Origin of the sequence: Streptomyces sp. cg36, from assembly GCF_041080675.1 — a bacterium.
GTDB lineage: Bacteria > Actinomycetota > Actinomycetes > Streptomycetales > Streptomycetaceae > Streptomyces.
Genome location: NZ_CP163520.1, coordinates 3,671,755 through 3,691,015, shown reverse-complemented (window position 1 = coordinate 3,691,015; position 19,261 = coordinate 3,671,755). Strand labels below are relative to the sequence as shown.

General features: G+C 72.3%; 16 protein-coding genes and 1 pseudogene. 9 read left to right on the top strand and 8 right to left on the bottom strand.

All coding sequences use genetic code 11. The features are described from left to right. Positions 1–87: 87 nt before the first annotated feature. The 6 genes from AB5J87_RS16370 to AB5J87_RS16345 all read right to left on the bottom strand — a co-directional run bounded on the left by AB5J87_RS16370 (position 88) and on the right by AB5J87_RS16345 (position 8,142). A complete protein-coding gene (locus tag AB5J87_RS16370) occupies positions 88–267 on the bottom strand; it encodes a hypothetical protein (protein WP_369377440.1) in 180 nt (59 codons plus the stop codon). Positions 268–390: 123 nt separating this feature from the next. Further along, positions 391–1,347, bottom strand: a complete 957-nt coding sequence (locus AB5J87_RS16365; RefSeq protein WP_369377438.1) for an alpha/beta fold hydrolase — start codon at positions 1,345–1,347, stop codon at positions 391–393. Then, positions 1,344–1,799 (bottom strand): phage holin family protein, encoded by a 456-nt coding sequence (locus tag AB5J87_RS16360; RefSeq protein WP_369377437.1) that lies wholly within the window; start codon positions 1,797–1,799, stop codon positions 1,344–1,346. Before AB5J87_RS16360 ends, AB5J87_RS16365 begins: the two co-directional genes overlap by 4 nt. Positions 1,800–1,873: 74 nt before the next feature. Then, on the bottom strand, positions 1,874–3,307 hold the full coding sequence (gene nhaA / locus AB5J87_RS16355) for a Na+/H+ antiporter NhaA (RefSeq protein ID WP_369377435.1): 1,434 nt from the start codon (positions 3,305–3,307) through the stop codon (positions 1,874–1,876). Between the two features lie 339 nt (positions 3,308–3,646). Then, positions 3,647–5,602: an acetate--CoA ligase gene (acs, locus tag AB5J87_RS16350; RefSeq protein ID WP_369377434.1), complete on the bottom strand. Its 1,956-nt coding sequence runs from the start codon at positions 5,600–5,602 to the stop codon at positions 3,647–3,649. Positions 5,603–5,817: 215 nt separating this feature from the next. Then, the gene (locus AB5J87_RS16345) at positions 5,818–8,142 is read right to left on the bottom strand and encodes a SulP family inorganic anion transporter (protein ID WP_369377432.1); all 2,325 of its coding nucleotides are present in this window, start codon (positions 8,140–8,142) and stop codon (positions 5,818–5,820) included. Between the two features lie 297 nt (positions 8,143–8,439). Between AB5J87_RS16345 and AB5J87_RS16340 the strand changes: the two genes are divergently transcribed. After that, the gene (locus AB5J87_RS16340) at positions 8,440–9,726 is read left to right on the top strand and encodes a hypothetical protein (protein ID WP_369377431.1); all 1,287 of its coding nucleotides are present in this window, start codon (positions 8,440–8,442) and stop codon (positions 9,724–9,726) included. Here AB5J87_RS16340 and AB5J87_RS16335 read toward each other — a convergent pair. Next, positions 9,704–10,711 (bottom strand): ATP-binding protein, encoded by a 1,008-nt coding sequence (locus AB5J87_RS16335; protein ID WP_369377429.1) that lies wholly within the window; start codon positions 10,709–10,711, stop codon positions 9,704–9,706. The genes AB5J87_RS16340 and AB5J87_RS16335 overlap by 23 nt on opposite strands. Positions 10,712–10,813: 102 nt before the next feature. Here AB5J87_RS16335 and AB5J87_RS16330 point away from each other — a divergent pair, with 102 nt between their 5' ends. After that, on the top strand, positions 10,814–11,641 hold the full coding sequence (locus AB5J87_RS16330; protein WP_369377428.1) for an oxidoreductase: 828 nt from the start codon (positions 10,814–10,816) through the stop codon (positions 11,639–11,641). A gap of 382 nt (positions 11,642–12,023) precedes the next feature. On the opposite strand, the gene AB5J87_RS16325 is transcribed toward AB5J87_RS16330, so the two are convergent. Continuing rightward, positions 12,024–12,860, bottom strand: coding sequence for an HAD family hydrolase (locus tag AB5J87_RS16325; RefSeq protein WP_369377427.1), 837 nt, complete (start codon positions 12,858–12,860; stop codon positions 12,024–12,026). A 445-nt stretch (positions 12,861–13,305) separates the two neighbouring features. On the opposite strand from AB5J87_RS16325, the gene ssd reads away from it, so the two are divergent. The 7 genes and pseudogenes from ssd to AB5J87_RS16290 all read left to right on the top strand — a co-directional run. Further along, positions 13,306–14,409: a septum site-determining protein Ssd gene (gene ssd / locus AB5J87_RS16320; RefSeq protein ID WP_369377426.1), complete on the top strand. Its 1,104-nt coding sequence runs from the start codon at positions 13,306–13,308 to the stop codon at positions 14,407–14,409. Beyond that, positions 14,406–15,611, top strand: a complete 1,206-nt coding sequence (locus tag AB5J87_RS16315) for a TadA family conjugal transfer-associated ATPase (protein ID WP_369377425.1) — start codon at positions 14,406–14,408, stop codon at positions 15,609–15,611. Before ssd ends, AB5J87_RS16315 begins: the two co-directional genes overlap by 4 nt. Continuing rightward, positions 15,608–16,486, top strand: coding sequence for a type II secretion system F family protein (locus AB5J87_RS16310; RefSeq protein ID WP_369377424.1), 879 nt, complete (start codon positions 15,608–15,610; stop codon positions 16,484–16,486). Before AB5J87_RS16315 ends, AB5J87_RS16310 begins: the two co-directional genes overlap by 4 nt. Positions 16,487–16,968: 482 nt before the next feature. Beyond that, entirely contained in the window at positions 16,969–17,742 is a 774-nt protein-coding gene (locus AB5J87_RS16305; protein ID WP_369383549.1) for a type II secretion system F family protein, read from the top strand. Positions 17,743–17,950: 208 nt separating this feature from the next. Further along, positions 17,951–18,151, top strand: coding sequence for a DUF4244 domain-containing protein (locus AB5J87_RS16300; protein ID WP_369377423.1), 201 nt, complete (start codon positions 17,951–17,953; stop codon positions 18,149–18,151). Beyond that, complete coding sequence (locus AB5J87_RS16295) at positions 18,138–18,569, top strand: TadE family type IV pilus minor pilin (protein WP_369377421.1); 432 nt, start codon at positions 18,138–18,140, stop codon at positions 18,567–18,569. The genes AB5J87_RS16300 and AB5J87_RS16295 overlap by 14 nt, the downstream gene beginning before the upstream one ends. Next, positions 18,566–19,108 (top strand): annotated as a pseudogene (locus AB5J87_RS16290) (Rv3654c family TadE-like protein); the annotation flags it as partial. The gene AB5J87_RS16295 and the pseudogene AB5J87_RS16290, both read left to right, overlap by 4 nt. Positions 19,109–19,261 lie beyond the last annotated feature (153 nt).

Here is a 19,261-nt window from a genome sequence, read left to right as displayed (position 1 = left end):
CCGTAAGCCCGTGAGGCCGTACGCCCGTAAACCCATGAGGCCGTAGGCCCGTGAGCGTGCGCCGACTCGCACCGCGCGAACCGCCGCCTACGTCCGTGGATGGCGCAGCCGCGCCGAGACCCAGCGGGCCCGGCGGCGCAGGATACGCGGAATGCCGAGTTGGGGATCATGGCCCTGACCTTGCGGGCCACCCCTCTCGTGGGAAATCGGCGCGGTGGCCGAGCGGCGGTTGCGTGCTGCGTCACCGTAGTCGTGCGTCCAGCCCATACCGGGACGTCTGCCCGTACCCCAAGGTCGGTAACCGCGCCCAAGGGGGCCAATTGGCCTATGCGCCGGGCATTTGGCTGTTCGTCGGACAAGCGTCCCCGTGCGCTCACCCGTACGGGTGACTCAGCGGTCCGGCTCGGGATCCTTCAGCCAGTTGACCAGCTCCGCCGAGAACGCCGCCGGGTCCTCCTCGTGGGGGAAGTGGCCCAGCCCGTCGAACAGCCGCCAGCGGTACGGCGCTTCGACGTACTCGCCGGAGCCCGCCGCACTGCGCGTCCGCATCACCGGGTCGAGCGAACCGTGCAGATGCAGGGTCGGTACCCGTACCGGCCGCTTCATCCGGCGGTTGAACTGGATGCCGTCCGGCCGTGCCATCGACCGCACCATCCAGCGGTACGGCTCGATCGAGCAGTGCGCGGTGGACGGAATCGTCATCGCGCGCCGGTAGACCTCGACGGCCTCCTCCTCCGGCGCGACCGGACCCGACCACTCCCGCATCAGACGCCCCACCAGAGCCGCGTCGTCCGCGACCAGCTGACGCTCCGGCAGCCACGGCCGCTGGAAGCCCCACACATACGAACCGGCCCGCGACTGCGCCACGTCCGAGAGCATCGCCGAGCGCCAGCGCCGGGGGTGCGGCATCGACGAGACGGCCAGCCGGCGCACCAGCTTGGGCCGCATCACCGCCGCCGTCCACGCCAGATAGCCGCCCAGGTCGTGCCCGACCAGGGCCGCGTCGGGCTCGCCGAGCGACCGTACGACCCCGGTGATGTCCAGAGCGAGGTTGGCCGGGTCGTAACCCCGGGGCGTGCGGTCGCTGCCGCCCACGCCGCGCAGGTCCATCGCGACCGCCCGGAACCCGGCGTCCGCCAGGGCCGTCAGCTGGTGCCGCCACGTCCACCAGAACTGCGGAAAGCCGTGGAGCAGCAGCACCAGCGGGCCGTCACCGAGCTCCGCGATGTGGAAGCGCGCACCATTGGCGGCCACGTCCCGGTGTGTCCAGGGACCATCGATGCGGACGGGGCTGCCATTGCCGCCAGGGCTGCCCGTGGCGCCGGTACCGGTATCAGCTGCGCTCATGCAGACGAGCGTGCCACAGCCGGGGCCTGGTCCGTGACCGGGCGGGGATGCGGCTTGACGCCCCCGAGCACGGCGGCGGTCTGCTTGGCCGAGGCGATGGACTTCTCCGGCGGCTTGACCTTCTTGAACTTCGCCACCGACAGCAGCGCGAGCAGCCCCGCGAGCAGCAGGAACGCGCCGCCCACGATCAGGAACGACCAGGCGAGGCCGAGTCCCAGGTTGTGGATCCCGTACGCCGCCGCGAAGCTCAGCACCGGCAGCGAGAACAGCACGAGCACCCCCGCCGTACTGATGGCGAGGCCACCGATCGCGCCGCGCTTGACGTCCTGGCGCAGTTCCGCCTTGGCGAGCGCGATCTCGTCGTGCACCAGCGCGGACATCTCGGCGGTCGCCGAGGCGACCAGCTGACCGAGGCTGCGCTCGGCGCCGGCGGTGTTGCTCGGGTCGCTCATTCGCTGACTCCCACTTCTCTTCTCCGGTCCCGTCATCTCCGGCCCAGACGTCCTTCTCCGGTCCAGATGTCAGATCATGCCGGACGGCCGCCCTCGTCGCTCCCCGCCCCCGCCAGTTCCGCGAGGCGGCGGTGCTCGGCGGCCTTCGCCTCGTAGATGTCGGCCATCCGCAGGTGGTAGGCCGGATTGTCCTGTTCGTACACGTCCGGGATGCCGTCCTGGTCCTCGTCGCGCTCCTCGTCCTCGACGAGCGCCCGGTAGCGGCGTACGCGCAGCTTCAACAGGACCGTGGCCAGTACGGCCGCGATGAGCGAGCCCATCAGGACGGCGGCCTTGATCTCGTCCGTCAGCGCGCCGTCGCCGTCGAAGGCCAGCTCGCCGATGAGCAGCGAGACCGTGAAGCCGATGCCCGCGAGCGTGGCCACGGCGAACACGTCCGGCCAGGCCAGGTCGTCGTTCAGCTCCGCCCTGGTGAACCGGGCGGCCAGCCAGGTGCCGCCGAAGATGCCCACCGCCTTGCCGACCACCAGACCGAGCACCACACCGAGCGTCTCCGGCCGGGTGAACACCTCGGCCAGCGCGCCTCCGGTGATGCCGACACCGGCCGACATCAGCGCGAACAGCGGCACGGCGAGCCCGGCCGACAGCGGTCGCACCAGGTGCTCGATGTGCTCGCCCGGGGAGTGCTCCTCGTCCTCGCGCCGGGTGCAGCGCAGCATCAGGCCCATGGCGACGCCCGCGATGGTGGCGTGGACGCCGCTGTTGTACATCAGGCCCCAGATGACCAGCGCCAGTGGTACGTACACGTACCAGCCGCGTACGCCCTTGCGGAGCAGCAGCCAGAAGACCGCGAGGCCGACGACGGCGCCGCCGAGCGCGGCGAAGTCGATCTCCTTGGTGAAGAAGACGGCGATGATGAGGATGGCGAAGAGGTCGTCGACCACGGCGAGCGTCAGCAGGAAGGCGCGCAGGGCGGACGGCAGCGAGGTCCCGATCACCGCCAGCACCGCGAGCGCGAAGGCGATGTCGGTGGCCGTCGGCACGGCCCAGCCGTCCATCTCCCCGCCGCCGACCGTGTTGACCAGCGTGTACACGAGCGCGGGCACGGCCATTCCGCATATCGCGGCGATCACCGGCAGGGCCGCGGCCTTGGGGTCGCGCAGTTCGCCCGCGACCAGCTCGCGTTTGAGCTCGATGCCCGCGACGAAGAAGAAGACGGCGAGCAGGCCGTCGGCCGCCCAGTGCTGGAGCGAGAGGTCGAGTCCGAGGGCGCCGATCCCCACGTGGTACCCGCGCACATCGGCGTAGCTCCCGCCGAACGTGTTGGCCCAGATGAGCGCCGCGATCGCGGCGACCAGCAGCAGCACACCGCCGACGGTCTCGGCGCGGAGCGCGTCGGCGACGAAGTTCCGCTCGGGCAGGGAGAGCCGTCCGAGGAACTTCCTGCTGGTGTCCTGACGGTTCACGGGCGCGACCACGGGGTGACCTCCGGTCGGTTCGGCGGGCATGACGAGCACGTTGCCGACCAGACTTCCCGGCGCACCTGGGTCCCTCTTGTCGCGCCATTGACGCGGGTCCTTACTTTACCTAACTCTTTACCCGGGTGCGGGGTGGGATGGTTCCGGTTGATTTTTACGATATGTGGAAGTGGGGGGAGGGGCGCGGGCAATGGCGCGCCCGGCCCGCCCGGACCCGCCGTGGCAGCCGCGGCTGAACGGGGGGGCGGGGCCCCGGATGCGTACGCCCAGCGGGGTGCGGCCCCCGCGCCGGTGGCCCGGGGCGGGCAGGAAAAACGCCGGGCCCGGCCACGCGCACCGCGCGGCCGGGCCCCTGCGCACACTCCCCGCTCAGTCCTCGCTGGACGCGGCCGGCAGCTTCGTCTGGATCAGATCCATCACGGACGAGTCCGTGAGCGTCGTGACGTCCCCGAGCTCCCGGTTCTCGGCGACGTCCCGCAGCAGTCGCCGCATGATCTTCCCCGAACGGGTCTTCGGCAGCTCCGCCACCGGCAGGATCCGCTTCGGCTTGGCGATCGGCCCCAGCGTGGCGCCGACGTGCGCCCGCAGCTCGTCCACGAGGCCGTCGGACTCCGCCGCCGAACCCCGCAGGATGACGAACGCCACGATCGCCTGCCCGGTCGTCTCGTCGGCCGCGCCGACGACCGCCGCCTCGGCGACCGACGGGTGCGAGACGAGAGCCGACTCGACCTCGGTCGTGGAGATGTTGTGCCCGGACACGAGCATCACGTCATCGACGCGGCCGAGGAGCCAGATGTCCCCGTCCTCGTCCTTCTTCGCCCCGTCGCCCGCGAAGTACTTGCCCTCGAAGCGCGACCAGTACGTGTCGATGAACCGCTGGTCGTCGCCCCAGATGGTGCGCAGCATCGACGGCCACGGCTCGGTCAGGACCAGGTATCCACCGCCCCCGTTGGGGACTTCGTGCGCCTCGTCGTCCACGACGGTCGCCGCGATGCCCGGCAGCGCGCGCTGGGCCGAACCCGGCTTGGTCTCGGTGACGCCGGGCAGCGGCGAGATCATCATCGCGCCGGTCTCCGTCTGCCACCAGGTGTCCACGATCGGGCACTTGTCCGCCCCGATGTGCTTGCGGTACCAGATCCACGCCTCGGGGTTGATGGGCTCGCCCACCGACCCGAGCACCCGCAGCGACGACAGGTCGAACTTGGCGGGGATGTCGTCGCCCCACTTCATGAACGTACGGATCGCCGTCGGCGCCGTGTAGAGGATCGTCACCCCGTACTTCTGGACGATCTCCCAGAACCGCCCCTGGTGCGGGGTGTCCGGCGTGCCCTCGTACATGACCTGCGTCGCGCCGTTGGCCAGCGGCCCGTACACGATGTACGAGTGGCCGGTCACCCAGCCGATGTCGGCGGTGCACCAGTACACATCGGTCTCGGGCTTGAGGTCGAACACCGCGTGGTGGGTGTACGCGGCCTGCGTCAGATAGCCGCCGGACGTGTGCAGGATGCCCTTCGGCTTCCCCGTCGTCCCGGACGTGTACAGGATGAACAGCGGGTGCTCGGCGTCGAACGCCTGCGGGGTGTGCTCGGTGGACTGCCGCGCGACGATGTCGTCCCACCACACGTCCCGGCCCTCGGTGAAGGCCGTCTCCTGCCCGGTGCGCCGCACCACGAGTACGTGCTCGACCTGCGGGCACTTGGCCACGGCCTCGTCGATCGCGGGCTTCAGCGCCGACGGCTTGCCGCGCCGGTAGCCGCCGTCCGCGGTGATGACCAGCTTGGCGTCGGCGTCCTGGATGCGGGAGGCGACGGCGTCGGCCGAGAACCCGCCGAACACCACCGAGTGCGCCGCGCCGATACGGGCGCAGGCCAGCATCGCGACGGCCGCCTCGGGGATCATCGGCAGGTACACCGCGACCCGGTCGCCGGCCCGGACGCCCAGCTCGGTCAGGGCGTTGGCGGCCCGCGAGACCTCGTCCTTCAGCTCGGCGTAGGTGATCGCGCGGCTGTCGCCGGGCTCGCCCTCGAAGTGGATGGCGACCCGGTCGCCGTTCCCGGCCTCGACGTGCCGGTCCACGCAGTTGTACGCGACGTTGAGCCGGCCGTCGGCGAACCACTTCGCGAACGGCGGGTTCGACCAGTCGAGCGTCTCGGTCGGCTCGGTGGCCCAGGTCAGGCGCCGGGCCTGCTCGGCCCAGAAGCCCAGCCTGTCCGTCTTGGCCTGCTCGTACGCCTCCGCCGTCACGTTGGCGCGCGCGGCCAGCTCGGCGGGCGGCGCGAACCGCCGCTCCTCCTTGAGCAGGTTGGCCAGGCTTTCGTTGCTCACGACATCTCCCTTTCCCAGGGCGTCCTATGTGCCTATGTGTCCCGGCCCATAGCTCATCAGGCCAATCGCCGGGTGACAAGTAGTCTCCCGAAAATTGGTTTAGACCTGTAGGGGGATCGGGGTGTCGGCGTGTCGTGAGTGCGGGCCCTGCCGCGTACGCGATGGCGGCCCCGCCCCGGCGCGGTCGGGGGCGGGACGGGGCGGCCGGTACCGCGTCAGGTACGGGACTCCTCCAGCACGGTCGGTCCCACCCCTTCGAAAACCTCCTGCACGTCGTCGTAGGACAGCAAGTACGCCTGGGCCTCGGCCACATGGAAGTACATCCCGTGCAGCGCCAGCGTCCCCTCGGCGAGCCTGCGCGCCACCGACTCGTGCCGCCGCAGGTGCTCCAGCTGCTGCACCACATTGGTCAGGCACAGCTGCTCCACGGCGTCGGCGGGCAGCCGCCCGGAGATCCGCGCCCAGGCGTGCTGCCGGCTGGCCATCCGCTCCAGGCTCGGCAGCCCGTGCCGCAGCCAGCGGCGCAGCGGCGTCGGGGGGTCGTCCGGCGTGCTGTTCAGCAGCGCCTGCATCGCACCGCAGCCGGAGTGTCCGCAGACCGTGATGGACTCGACCCGCAGCACCTCCACCGCGTACTCGATGGCCGCCGCCACCGAGTCGTCACTGCTCTCCGCGCCGGGCAGGGGCACGAGGTTGCCCACATTGCGCACGGTGAACAGATCCCCCGGTCCGCTCGACGTGATCATGCTGGTGACCAGCCGGGAGTCGGCGCAGGTCAGGAAGAGCTGCGAGGGCTGCTGCCCCTCGCGCGCCAGCCGTGCCAGCTCGTCCCGCACCAGCGGCGCGGTGTTGCGCTGGAACGAGCTGAGCCCGCTGGCCAGTTGGTGGCCGTGTGTCCTGGGCGCGGGCGCCTTGTCGTGGCAGTGGTGGTTGCGCCACGGCGTCCACGGCCGGCAGCAGTTGTGCGCGGTGGAGGCGGGCTCGGCGATCCGCCCGCCGCCGCGCCCGGTCGTCCGCACGCTGCCGCCGCGCGCGGTGTGCGCGTCCTGCCAGCTCTGGAGCGCCTCGTACGCCGCGTGGTCCATGAATGATCCATCCAGTTCGATCACGGTGTTCACCCCCTGGGGCACCTGGGCGAGCGATCGGGTCAGCCTCGGCACGGCGAGGAAGGTCAACTGGCCGCGGGCCCGCACCAGATAGCTGTGGTCGTCCTGGCGCTGCACCGTGATCCGGGTGCGCGAGAGCCGGTGCAGGGCGACGGCGACGGCCACCGCGATCCCGATGGCCACGCCCTGGAGCACGCCGGACAGGAGCACCCCGCCGACCGTCGCCCCGTACACCAGGAACTCGCGGTGCTTGTGGACGTTGCGGATGTGCGCGTAGGACACCATCTGGATGCCGACCATCATCACCAGTGCGGCCAGTGCGGCCAGTGGGATCCACTCCAGCACGGCCACCAGCAGTCCGGCGGCCAGGAGCACCCACACCCCGTGCAGCACGGTGGAGGCACGGCCGGTCGCGCCCGCCCGCACGTTGGCACTGGCGCGCACCGCGCCGCCCGAGACGGCCATCCCGCCGAGCAGCCCGGAGACGGCGTTGGCGACGCCCTGCCCGCGCAACTCCCGGTCGAGGTCGGCGCGGGCGGGCGCGAGGCCCCCGGACCGCTCGGCGGCCAGCTTGTCCACGGCGACGGCCGACAGCAGCGACTCCAGGCTGGCCACCAGCGTCACGGTGATCACGGCGGTGACCAGCCCGGTCACCGGCGCGTGGGGCAGCTCGGGCAGCACGTGCGCGTCCCACGACGGGAGCTGGACGCGCGCGATGCCGGGGGCGGCCCAGGCGGCGACGGCGGTGGCGATCACCACGCAGGCGAGCGCCGCCGGGATCCGCCGCAGCCCCTTGCCGATCCGGCCGGGAAGGCGCGGCCAGGTCAGGAGCACGGCGATGGTGAGAGCTCCCACCAGAGGTGCGGCGGGGCCGACCTTGGCCAACTGGCCGGGCAGTGCTCGGGCGTTGTCGAGGGCCGAGCTCTGTGGGGAGCCGCCCAGGACGATGTGGAGCTGGGCGAGCGCGATGGCGGCGCCGATGCCGGCGAGGGTGCCGTGCACGATGGCGGGGCTCACGGCGAGCGCGGAGCGCGCGGTCTTCAGTGAGCCGAGTGCGATTTGGAGCAGACCCGCGAGAACGGTGATGGCGCAGGTGGTGCGCCAGCCGTAATTCTGGATCAACTCGGCCGACACCACCGTGAGTCCGGCGGAGGGGCCACTGACAAGGAGCGGTGAGCCGCCGAGCAGTCCGGCGACGATGCCGCCGACTCCGGCGGCGATGAGGCTGGCTTCCAGCGGCGCGTCGATGGCGACGGCGAGGCCGAGCGACATCGGGACGGCGAGCAGGAAGACGGTGAGCGATGCGGACACATCGGATCCGGCGATTCTGAAGCGGCGGCCTCCTTTCCGGGCCGGTGGGGGGTGCGGGTGCTGCTGGTTCGGGCCGTCTGGTTGAGCGAGTGGCTGGGTGCGGGTGGGGACGCAGGCAGGCATGGTTCCCGTCTCCTCCGGGGCGGCGCGGTCGCGGATGTGGGGTCGCGGCCGTGGGTCACGGCGTGCAGCGGCGGGATTCTCAACTCTCGGTAAATGAATCGTAATGGAGAGTAAAGGGCTGCGCTTCGCTTTTCGGTCAAATAGGTCAACGATTCACTCTCAACGGTGAATAAGCAGCTTTTCGTGCGGCTTGTCGCACCGTCTTCCCGGATCCTCCATGTCACTTTTGCGGCGATTTGATGGCATCCAGTGCGAGAGATCCGTGGATCTCTGGCTCTCCAGGAAGAGGGTGGGCGGATGATGGCCGCCACGAAGAGGATCGCGACCGGGGCCGTCGTCGCCGCGCTGGTCGCGGGCGTCGCCGGATGTTCCGTCGGCAACCCCACCAAGGCGGGCGCGCCCGGGGCCCGGCCGGTGGGCGCCGCCGCCGCGCCGAAGAGTGCCGTACGCCTGATCGGCGACGGGTCCACCGCGTACACCGGACTCCAGCCGCACCTGCTCAGGGCCCAGAAGCTGGCGCCCGGTCAGCAGCCGCCCCAGTTCGTGGTGTTCTCCTGGGACGGCGCCGGCGAGGACAGCCAGCGGCTCTTCTCCCACTTCCGCGAGGTCGGCAAGAAGTACAACGCGACCATGACGTACTTCCTCAGTGGTGTGTACATGCTCCCGGAAGAGAAGCGTGAGCAGTACACGGCCCCCAAGCACTCCCCGGGCAGCAGTGACATCGGGTTCAACGACCTGAAGGGCATCAAGGACACGGTCACCCAGCTGCGGGACGCGTGGCGGGAGGGCAACGAGGTCGGCACCCACTTCAACGGCCACTTCTGCGGCAACGACGGCGGCGTCGGCACCTGGTCGGTGGACGAGTGGAAGAGCGAGATCGCCCAGGCCAAGTCGTTCGTGAAGAACTGGAAGTCGAACTCCGGCCTCAAGGCGGAGGCGCCCCTGCCGTTCGACTACGACAAGGAGCTCATCGGCGGTCGCACGCCCTGCCTGGAGGGCCGCAAGAACTTCGTGCAGGCGGCCGGCCAGCTCGGCTGGCGCTATGACACCAGCGGTGTCAACGACCAGGTGTGGCCGAAGAAGAACGACAACGGCATCTGGGACCTGTCCATGCAGCTGGTCCCCGTGCCCGGCCGCGCCTTCCAGACGCTGTCCATGGACTACAACTTCTACATGAACCAGTCGGGCGCGGTGACCGGCGACGCCGAGCAGCACGAGTTCTGGGGCAACCAGATGCGCGACGGCCTGCTACAGGCGTTCGACCGCTCGTACAACGGCAACCGGGCGCCGCTGATCATCGGCAACCACTTCGAGTCCTGGAACGGCGGAACGTACATGCGGGCCGTCGAGGACACGATCAAGACGGTCTGTGTGAAGCGCGAGGTGCACTGCGTGTCGTTCCGTCAGCTCGCCGACTGGCTGGACGCGCAGGACCCCTCGACGCTCGACAAGTTCCGCCAGCTGAAGGTCGGTGAGGCGCCGAAGGGCGGCTGGCCGGCCTTCCTGGCCGCCCAGCCCGCCGTTCCGGCCCAGCCGGCCAAGCCGCTCCAGCAGCCCGGCCTCAAGCAGGCTGCGGCTCACTGACCTCGACGAGCTGCTCGCCGAACGGCTCCCCGAGCACGAAGGCGGGGTCGACCTGCGCGGCCAGGTCGGCGCCCGTCTTCGCGTTCCCCCAGCTCTCCGCGTTCTTCAGATGGAAATGGACCATCTGACGGGTGTAGCGCTCCCAGTCGCGCACCTCGTACGAGTCGTCCGCCGCGTTCTGGAGCGCCTGGAGGGCGAGCCGGTTGTCCGCCTCCAGGAGCTCGAAGCGCGGCGGGCGCCCCTTCTCCATCGCGCGCACCCAGTCCGAGTGGCCGATCGTGACGAGCAGGTCGTCGCCGACCTCGTCGCGCAGGAACTCCAGGTCGTCCGGGCACTGCACCTTGTTGCCGACGACCTTCAGGGCGACCCCGAAGTCGCGCGCGTACTCCTTGTACTGGCGGTACACCGACACCCCCTTGCGGGTCGGCTCGGCCACCAGGAACGTCATGTCGAAACGGGTGAACATCCCGGAGGCGAACGAGTCGGATCCGGCCGTCATGTCGACGACGACGTACTCGTCGGGCCCGTCGACCAGGTGGTTCAGACAGAGCTCGACCGCCCCGACCTTCGAGTGGTAGCAGGCCACCCCCAGGTCGGATTCGGTGAACGGGCCCGTCGCCATCAGCCGGATGTCCCCGTCGTCCAGCACCACCCGCCGCGCGCACGCCTCGTACACCGGGTTGGACTCGCGGATCCGCAGCAGCCGCGAGCCCTGCCCGGGCGGGGTGGTCTTGATCATCGTGTCGGCCGAGGCGATACGGGGGTTGGTGCCCCGCAGATAGTCCTTGATCAGCGGCAGCTGCGCGCCGAGCGCGGGCAGCGCTGCGGCCTCCGCCTCGTCGAGCCCGAGCGCGGCGCCCAGGTGCTGGTTGATGTCGGCGTCGACCGCGAGCACGGCGGCCTCGTTGGCGGTGAGATGGCGGATGAAGAGCGAGGACAGCGTCGTCTTGCCGCTGCCGCCCTTGCCCACGAAAGCGATCTTCATGTTCACCAACGGTAATCGTGAGGTAGCACGATGTGGGGGTGGCGAGTGAAGAAGACCACTCGAAGGTGGGGTGTGGGCCACGGGCGCGTAGCCTCCTTACTTATGAGTACGAACGCCTCGTCGGCCGCCGATCCGCTAGTCGCCCTGGGCTCGCTGCCGGGCGTCCCGGACGCCGTGGACTCCGTACGCAAAGCCGTCGACCGGGTCTACGGGCACCGCGTCATGCGGCGGCGCAGCAACGAGATCACCTCGGAGGCCGCGCTGCGCGGGGCGCGCGGCAGCGCCGCGCTCTCCGGCGCCGACTGGGCGCTGGAGGAGGTGCGCCGCCGCAGCGACTTCGGCTCGGAGAGCGAGGCGCGCACGGTCGGTGCGGCCCTGCGGCTGACCGCCGAGGCGGGCCAGCTGCTCTCCATCTGGCGGCAGTCGCCCCTGCGGGTGCTGGCCCGGCTGCACCTGGTGGCGGCTGCCGACTCCGGTGACACGGTGGGGCGGCCGAGGCAGCGGGGCGAGGCGGTCGACGAGCCGCTGATCGAGCTCGCGCTGCCGGACGCGGACGAGGTGGCGGGGCGCCTGGAGGGGCTGTCCCAGCTGATCATCGCGGGCTCCTCGGCCCCGGCGCTGGTCACCGCAGCGATCGTGCACGGCGAGCTCCTCGCCCTGCGCCCGTTCGGCTCGCACAACGGGCTGGTGGCGCGGGCCGCCGAGCGGATCACACTGATCGGCAGCGGTCTCGACCCGAAGTCGATCTGCCCGGCCGAGGTGGGCCATGCGGAGCAGGGGCGCGCGGCGTACGTGGCGGCGCTGGACGGCTATGCCTCCGGGACCCCCGAGGGTGTCGCCGCCTGGATCGCCCACTGCGGACGCTCGGTCGAGCTCGGTGTACGGGAGTCGACGGCCGTGTGCGAGGCGCTTCAGCGCGGCGCCGCGTAGCCGTAGCTGCCAAGGTCGGCGGCGGGCGGGGAAGGCGCGGGAAAAGAGTTGCGGCGGTACCGGATCGGTACCGCCGCTGGCATGTTCACCGTGTTACCAAGCGTCCTCGAAGGTTGCCCATCAGGTCGGGAACTTCTGCCCGTCACCTGGTGCGGCTGGCCCGTAATCGACGGGTCGACGTCGCGTGGGTGCTCGATGTCCATGCTTCGGTCCGTGGGGCCGTGTTGCGTAGAAGGTGATCCTCTCGGATGTCCCAGGTCTCGCGGGCCGTTGCCTTATTTGTACTCCAGCACGGGGTGAAGCGGAACCCCTGACTGCACTTCTTTACTTTTAGGTTCAAACAGAACAAAAGGGATGCTGCTGGTGGGGCGGTGCCGCCGGGTCAGCCGAGGGCCGCCGAGCGCCGGCGGCTCGCGTACCAGACGAGCCCGGCCGTCGCCGCCGCCGCACCCACCGCCGCCGCCGCGACCAGTGCCGGGCGGGGCGGCATAGAGATCGCGGGCAGCCGCTGCTTGAGCCGGACGGGCCGGTTGAAGACCAGAACAGGCCAATCTCGATTGGCCGCTTCGCGCCGGAGTGCCCGATCCGGGTTGACCGCGAAGGGGTGTCCGACGGACTCCAGCATCGGTACGTCGGTCGCCGAGTCGCTGTAGGCGTAGCAGCGGGCCAGGTCATAGCCCTCGGAGGCGGCCAGCTCCTTGACGGCCTCCGCCTTGGTGGGGCCGTACGCGTAGTACTCCACATCGCCCGTGAAGCAGCCGTCGGGGCCGACGACCATCCGGGTGGCCACCACGCGGTCGGCGCCGAGCAGCTCGCCGATCGGCTCGACCACCTCCGCGCCCGACGTCGAAACGATCACGACGTCCCGCCCGGCGGTGTGGTGCTCCTCGATGAGGGAGGCGGCCTCGTCGTAGATGATCGGATCGATCAGGTCGTGGAGGGTCTCGGCGACGAGCTCCTTGACCAGTTGGACGTTCCAGCCCTTGCAGAGCGCCGACAGATACTCGCGCATCCGCTCCATCTGGTCGTGGTCGGCGCCGCCCGCGAGGAACACGAACTGTGCGTAGGCCGTGCGCAGCACGGCCCGCCGGTTGATGAGTCCCCCTTGATAGAAGGACTTGCTGAACGTGAGAGTCGACGACTTGGCAATGACTGTCTTGTCCAAGTCGAAGAAGGCGGCCGTCCGCGGCAAGGAGTGGTTTTCCACGAAGGCGAGCATAGGCGCCCACCATTCGGCGTACGCTGGGGCGTGTGGGTTTGCCTGAGAAGGCTCTCGGGTACACCATGGAAGTCACGGATCGTTCGCGACCGTGCTAACCCGGTCCGGCTCCTCCCCCCCCGAGTCGGCCGGAGAGACGACCCCCGCTCTCCCCCCCGGCGGGGGTCGTCGCATGTCCGGATGCATTTTCGGGTGTCGCACACGATCCATCTCCCCTCCCTCGGGCCGCATCGGCCGGCCCCTCTGCATGTCCTGACTCGTCACGCAGCGTGATGGTTCCGGTGCGCTCCGGAAGTCACCGGTATAGGTGAACGGAATATTCACAACCGGCGAGTTGTCCACAGTTTTTGACCAAGATCCACTTGATTTCCGGAACCGCTCCACCGTGATTCCAGTTCGCGAGATCCGCGGACGCAAGGAATCGCAGTGAGAGGGGGCGGAGATCATGGACGGACCCATGGCTTCCGAACGGCCGCCGAGTGCGGAGGGGCGGCGCGCCGGGCCGCTGATCGTCACCGAGGACGAGGCATTGCTCGACGATCTGCTGCGGCTGTGCGCCGCCGCCGGAGCCGAGCCCGAGGTGCACCACTCGGTGCCCGAGCGCCGGTCCGGCTGGGAGGGGGCGCCGCTGATCCTGGTCGGGGACGACGCCGCCGCCCGGGTGCGCGGCGCCGCGCGAAGGCGCGGAGTCCTGCTCGTCGGACGCGACCAGGACGACCCCGGCGTGTGGCAGCGCGCCGTGGAGATCGGCGCCGACCACGTGCTGCTGCTGCCCGACGGCGAGCAGTGGCTGGTCGACCGGATCGCGGACGCCGTGGAGGGCGTGGGGCGGCAGGCGCTGACGGTCGGGGTGATGGGCGGGCGGGGCGGAGCGGGGGCGTCCACGCTGGCCTGCGCCCTGGCGGTGACCGCCGCGCGGGCCGGCCGGCGCACCATGCTCATCGACGGCGACCCGCTCGGCGGCGGTATCGACGTGCTGCTCGGCGGCGAACAGGCCGAGGGCAGACGATGGCCGGATTTCGCCGCTTCCCGAGGCCGGGTCGGAGGCGGCGCCCTGGAGGAGTCGCTGCCCCACCTCCACGCCCTGCGGGTCCTCAGCTGGGACCGGGGGGACACGGTGGCGATCCCGGCGGAAGCCATGCGGGCGGTCCTGGCCGCCGGGCGCAGACGCGGCGGAGTGGTGGTCGTCGACCTCCCGAGGCGGGTCGACGACTCGGTGGCGGAGGCACTGGCCCAGCTCGACCTGGGCCTGCTGGTCGTCCCCGCCGAACTGCGAGCGGTCGCGGCGGCCAACCGGGTCGCCTCCTCCGTGAGCATGGTCCTCCGCGACCTGCGCGCGGTGGTGCGCGGACCGTACGCGGCGGGGCTCGACGAACAGTGGGTGGCGGCGGCGCTCGGCCTGCCCCTGGCGGGCGAACTGCCCATGGAACACGGGCTGCTGGAAGGCGTGGAGAAGGGCCTGCCGCCCGGCAGCGCAGTGCGCGGACCGCTCTCCCGCTTCTGCACGGCCTTCTGGGAGCAGGCGCTGACCGGAGGTGCCGTCGCATGAGCACGGGGACGACGGGCACACCTTCCGACGGCGTACGGGGCCTGGCGGGGGCCGCGCCCGGCCCGCTCCTGGACGCGGTGCGCCGACGGCTCGCGGAGAGCGGCGCCGAACCCACACCGGCCCGGGTCGCGGCGGCGCTGCGGGCCCAGGGCCGCCTCCTGGGCGACGCGGAAGTCCTCGGCGGCGCCGAGAAGCTCCGCTCCGAGCTGGTCGGCACGGGCCCGCTCGAACCGCTCCTGGCCGATCCGGCCGTGACGGACGTTCTGGTGTCCGCCCCGGACCGGGTCTGGGTGGACCGGGGCGCCGGGCTCGAACTCACGGACGTCCGCTTCCCCGACACGGCCGCGGTGCGCAGGCTGGCCCAGCGGCTGGCGGCCGTCGCGGGGCGGCGCCTCGACGACGCCCGGCCGTGGGTGGACGCCCGGCTGCCGGACGGCACCCGGATGCACGCGGTACTGGCGCCGGTCGCGGTCGGGGCGGACTGTCTGTCGCTGCGAGTGGTGCGGCCCAGGGCGTTCTCCCTGGACGAACTCGTCGCGGCGGGCACGGTGCCGCCCGGCGGGGAAGGAGTGCTGCGCGCGCTGATCCAAGCGCGGGCGTCGTTCCTGGTGAGTGGTGGCACCGGGTCCGGCAAGACCACGCTCCTGTCGACCCTGCTGGGCCTCGTCGGCACGCGCGAGCGGATCGTCCTGGCCGAGGACTCGGCCGAGTTGAGGCCCGACCACCCCCATGTGGTGTGGCTGGAGTCACGGCCCGCCAACCAGGAGGGCGCGGGCCAGGTCACCCTGCGGGACCTGGTGCGCCAGGCCCTGCGGATGCGGCCGGACCGGCTCGTCGTGGGCGAAGTGCGCGGCGCCGAGGTCACCGACCTGCTGGCCGCGCTCAACACCGGCCACGAGGGCGGCTGCGGCACCGTCCACGCGAACACGGCGGCCGACGTGCCCGCCCGTCTGGAGGCCCTGGGCACGGCGGCCGGGCTCGACCGGGCCGCCCTGCACAGCCAGTTGGCGGCGGCCCTGTCGGTGGTGGTCCATCTCGCACGGGACAGGGCCGGGCGGCGCCGGGTCGCCGAGATCCGGGTGCTGGAGCGCGACCCGGCGGGCCTGGTGGTGGCCGTTCCGGCGCTGCGCTGGGGTGTGGGCGGCTTTGTGCAGGAGCGCGGCTGGGACCGGCTGCGGACACTGCTCGGAGGTGCGTGGTGACGGGTTGGAGCGCATCGGGCCCGACCGTGCCGTTCTCCCCGGCCTCGGCGGCGGCCGTCTGCGCCTTCGCCGCCGCCTGGCTCTCGGTGGGGCGGGGCCAGGGGCCGCGCAGGACACGGCTGTTGCTGGCGGGCGGGGCCGTCGAACCGGAGGAGCCGCTGTGGGGGCGGCAGTGGGAGCGGCTGCGCCGTCGGGCCCGCCCGGAGTGGCTGTGTCTGCCGGGCGCGGTGGTTCTGGCGGTCCTCGCGGACTCGCTGCTGCCGTTGGCCGCCGGGGTGCTCGCGGTGCCGCTGGTGGGGCGGTGGCTGCGGGCCCGTGAGCGGGAGCGGGCGAAGTGGCGCCGGGGTGACGAGGTCGTCGTGTGGTGCGGGGCGGTCGCGGGGGAGCTGAGGGCGGGACGGCAGCCCGGCCAGGCGCTGACGCTGGCCGCCCTGGACACGGAGGCGCTGGGCGCGGCCGAGGCACAGGTGCTCGCCGCGGCGAGGTTCGGCGGCGATGTGCCCGGCGCGCTGCGCGAGGCCGCGCGCGAGCCGGGCGCGGAAGGGCTCGCCGGGGTCGCCGCGTGCTGGCAGGTGGCGGTGGACGGCGGCGCCGGCCTCGCGGCGGGCCTGGAGCGCCTGGAGGCCGCGCTGCGCGCCGATCAGGAGCAGCGGGAGGAACTGAGAGCCCAGTTGACGGGCCCTCGGACCACGGCCGTGCTGCTGGCGCTGCTGCCCGTTCTCGGCCTGCTGCTCGGCACGGCCATGGGCGCGAGCCCCCTGCGCGTACTGCTCCACACACCGGCCGGACTCGGCTGCCTGGCCGTCGCGGGGGTCCTGGAGGCGGCGGGCCTGTACTGGACGGCGCGGATCACGCGGACGGGGGAGAAGCGGTGAGGGGCTGTGCGGCGGGGGTGGGGCTCGCCGTGACTGGCGCCGGAGCCGGGCCCGGACCGGGCGGGCCGGCGGTGGCCGGGCCTGATGTGGCCGGACTCGACTTGGCGCGGCTCGCCGTGGCTCTGCCCGGGGTGTCCCACTCCGGGGTTTTCCACAGGCTGGGGGTGACGGCGGCCTTCGTGGCGCTCGCCCTGTGGATGGTGGTGGAAGTGGCGGACCGCCGACGGGAGCGCTCGATCCGACGCAGGGGTGGGGCCTTGCTGGCGGGTGCGGATGCGGATGCGGGTGCGGGTGCGGGTGCGGGTGCGCTGGCGCGGTCGAGGGCTGTGGTCGTGTGGCGGGCGCGGGTGCTCCCGGGGCTCCCTGACGGGCCGTCACTGGGGGGAGAGAAGCGGGTGAAGGGGGCCTGGTGGGGGCCTCTGGGGGTTCTTGCCGCCGGATACGGGGTGATCGGCGGAGTGCCGGGGGTGCTGGTCGGGCTGGTGGCGGCGTACGGGGTCGGGCGCTGGCAGAGGCGGCGCGGACGGCGGCCGGAGCCGGGAAGGGACACGGCTGCGGGAGGAATCCGGGGCGGGGTTGGCTCGCGCATACCGGCGGGTGCGGGGGCGAGTGCGGGCGCGGGGGCCCGCAGGGGGCCGGGGCCGGGGCCGCGTTCAGGGTTCGCGCCAGGGCCTGGGGGATGGCTTCGGCCCGGGAGCGGCGGCTGGGGTCGGCTTGGTAGTGGCGACCCGGGGTGGGCCGGGAGGGGCGTTCCGAGGTGGGCCGGGAGGGGCGGCCCGGGATGGCCCGGGAACGGCGGCCGGGGTCGGGCCGTGGACGTGGATCCCGAACTGCCGCTCGCGGCCGACCTCCTGGCCGCGTGCCTCTCCGCCGGTGCGGGCCCGCGTGAGGCGGCCGAAGCGGTGGGGGAGTCGCTGGGCGGCCCGGTGGGGCGTCGGCTGGCCGAGATCGCCGCCGAGTTGCGGCTGGGAGGTGATCCGGCCGAGGCGTGGGGGCGGTTGGGGGCGATACCGGGCGCGACGGGGCTGGCCCGATGTCTGGAGCGGGCCGGTTCCTCGGGGGCGCCCGCGGCGGGCCCGGTGGGGCGGGTGGCCGAGCGCTGCCGAGCCGAGAGGTCCCGGGCGACGGCGGCCAGGGCGAGACGCGCGGGCGTACTGATCACCGGCCCTCTGGGCCTGTGCTTCCTGCCCGCGTTCCTGGCGGCCGGTGTGGCTCCGGTGGTGATCGGCCTGGCGGGCGGACTGCTCGGGCGCTGAGTGCACGCGAGAGGGGAGGAGCCGAGGGCGGCGCGACGGAGATCCCGTCGGCGCGGCCAAGGGAGAACACGAAGGTCGACGGCAGCAACAGGCATGACAGGCATGACAGGCATGACGGACGCGACGGACGCGACGGACGCGACGGACGCGACGGACGCGATGGACGTGCGGACACAGGCATGGACACGAACACGGAGGTTGCACGGACATGGGGGTTGCGATGAAGGCATGGATGCGGCGCGTCAGGTCGGGCGTGCGCGGGGACACCGGGATGACGACCAGCGAGTACGCGGTCGGCACGATCGCCGCGTGCGGCTTCGCGGCGGTGCTCTACAAGGTCGTGACCAGTGGTGCCGTCACCTCGGCGCTCCAGTCGCTGGTGGAGAGGGCGCTGGATGTCCAGTTCTGAGTGCGGCTTCGCCACGGCCGGCCGCGCTGGTCCCGGCACTGCGGAGGCCCGGCTCGAAGGGGATGGCCTCAAGGGGGATCGCGGCTTCGTGACGGCCGAGGCGGCCGTGGTGATACCGGCACTCGCTCTGTTCGCCCTGGCCCTGCTGTGGGCGCTGATGGCGGCGGCCGGGCAGATCGAGTGCGTGGACGCGGCACGGGTGGGCGCTCGCGCGGCGGCGCGGTCCGAGACCGAGGGGGCGGTGCTGGCCGCCGCCCGCTCGGCGGCCCCGGACGGCGCGCGGGTCACGCTCGGGCGAACGGGCGACCTTTGGCGCGTACGCGTGGAGGCGCCGACCCCGGGCCCCGGCGCACTGTCCCTGACGCTCAAGGCGGAGGCGGCGGCCCTGGCCGAGGACGCGGTGGGGGAGGAACCATGAGGGTGCAGCTCCGGGGGAGGGCCCGCGCCGCTCGGACGGTCGGGAGTTCATGCCTCGTCGTGTGCTGGGCCGGGCGCGTGCGGGAGGTGGTGGCGAGACGGGACGGGCGTGCGCGTGGGAACCGGCGGGGATCAGGCGCTTGGTCCTCATCCCGGGAGCGGGACGGGCGTGTGCGCGAGGACGGGCGGGGATCAGGCGCCTGGGCCTCATCCCCGGAGCGGAGCGGGCGTCCACGCGGGGACCGGGGTTCGGCGACCGTGTGGGTGGCCGTGGCGGCCTCCGCGATGTGCGTGGTCTTCGCGGGCGTCCTCGCCTTCGGACAGGCGGTGGCGGCTCGGCACCGCGCGGGTGGCGCCGCGGACATGGCCGCGCTGGCGGCCGCCGACCGGGCGCTCTGGGGGACAGCGGATGCCTGCGCCGTCGCCGCGCGGGTCGCCGGAGCCCAGGGCGGGGAGGTGGTGCGGTGCGCCGTGGACGGGGAGATCGCGGATGTGGCCGTACGGGCGAGGTTCGGGCCGTACGCCCCGGTGGTCCGGGCCAGAGCGGGCCCGGCGGTCCCGCCGCCGTACGACGTCCCGGCCTCGCCCTCGCCCTCGTACCGCGTTCCGGTCCGGCCCGCGGAGGAGGCCGTTTCGCTCCGGCCGATGGAGCTCGCCGATCCGATCCGGCTTGTGGAGCCCGCCGCTGGCTCC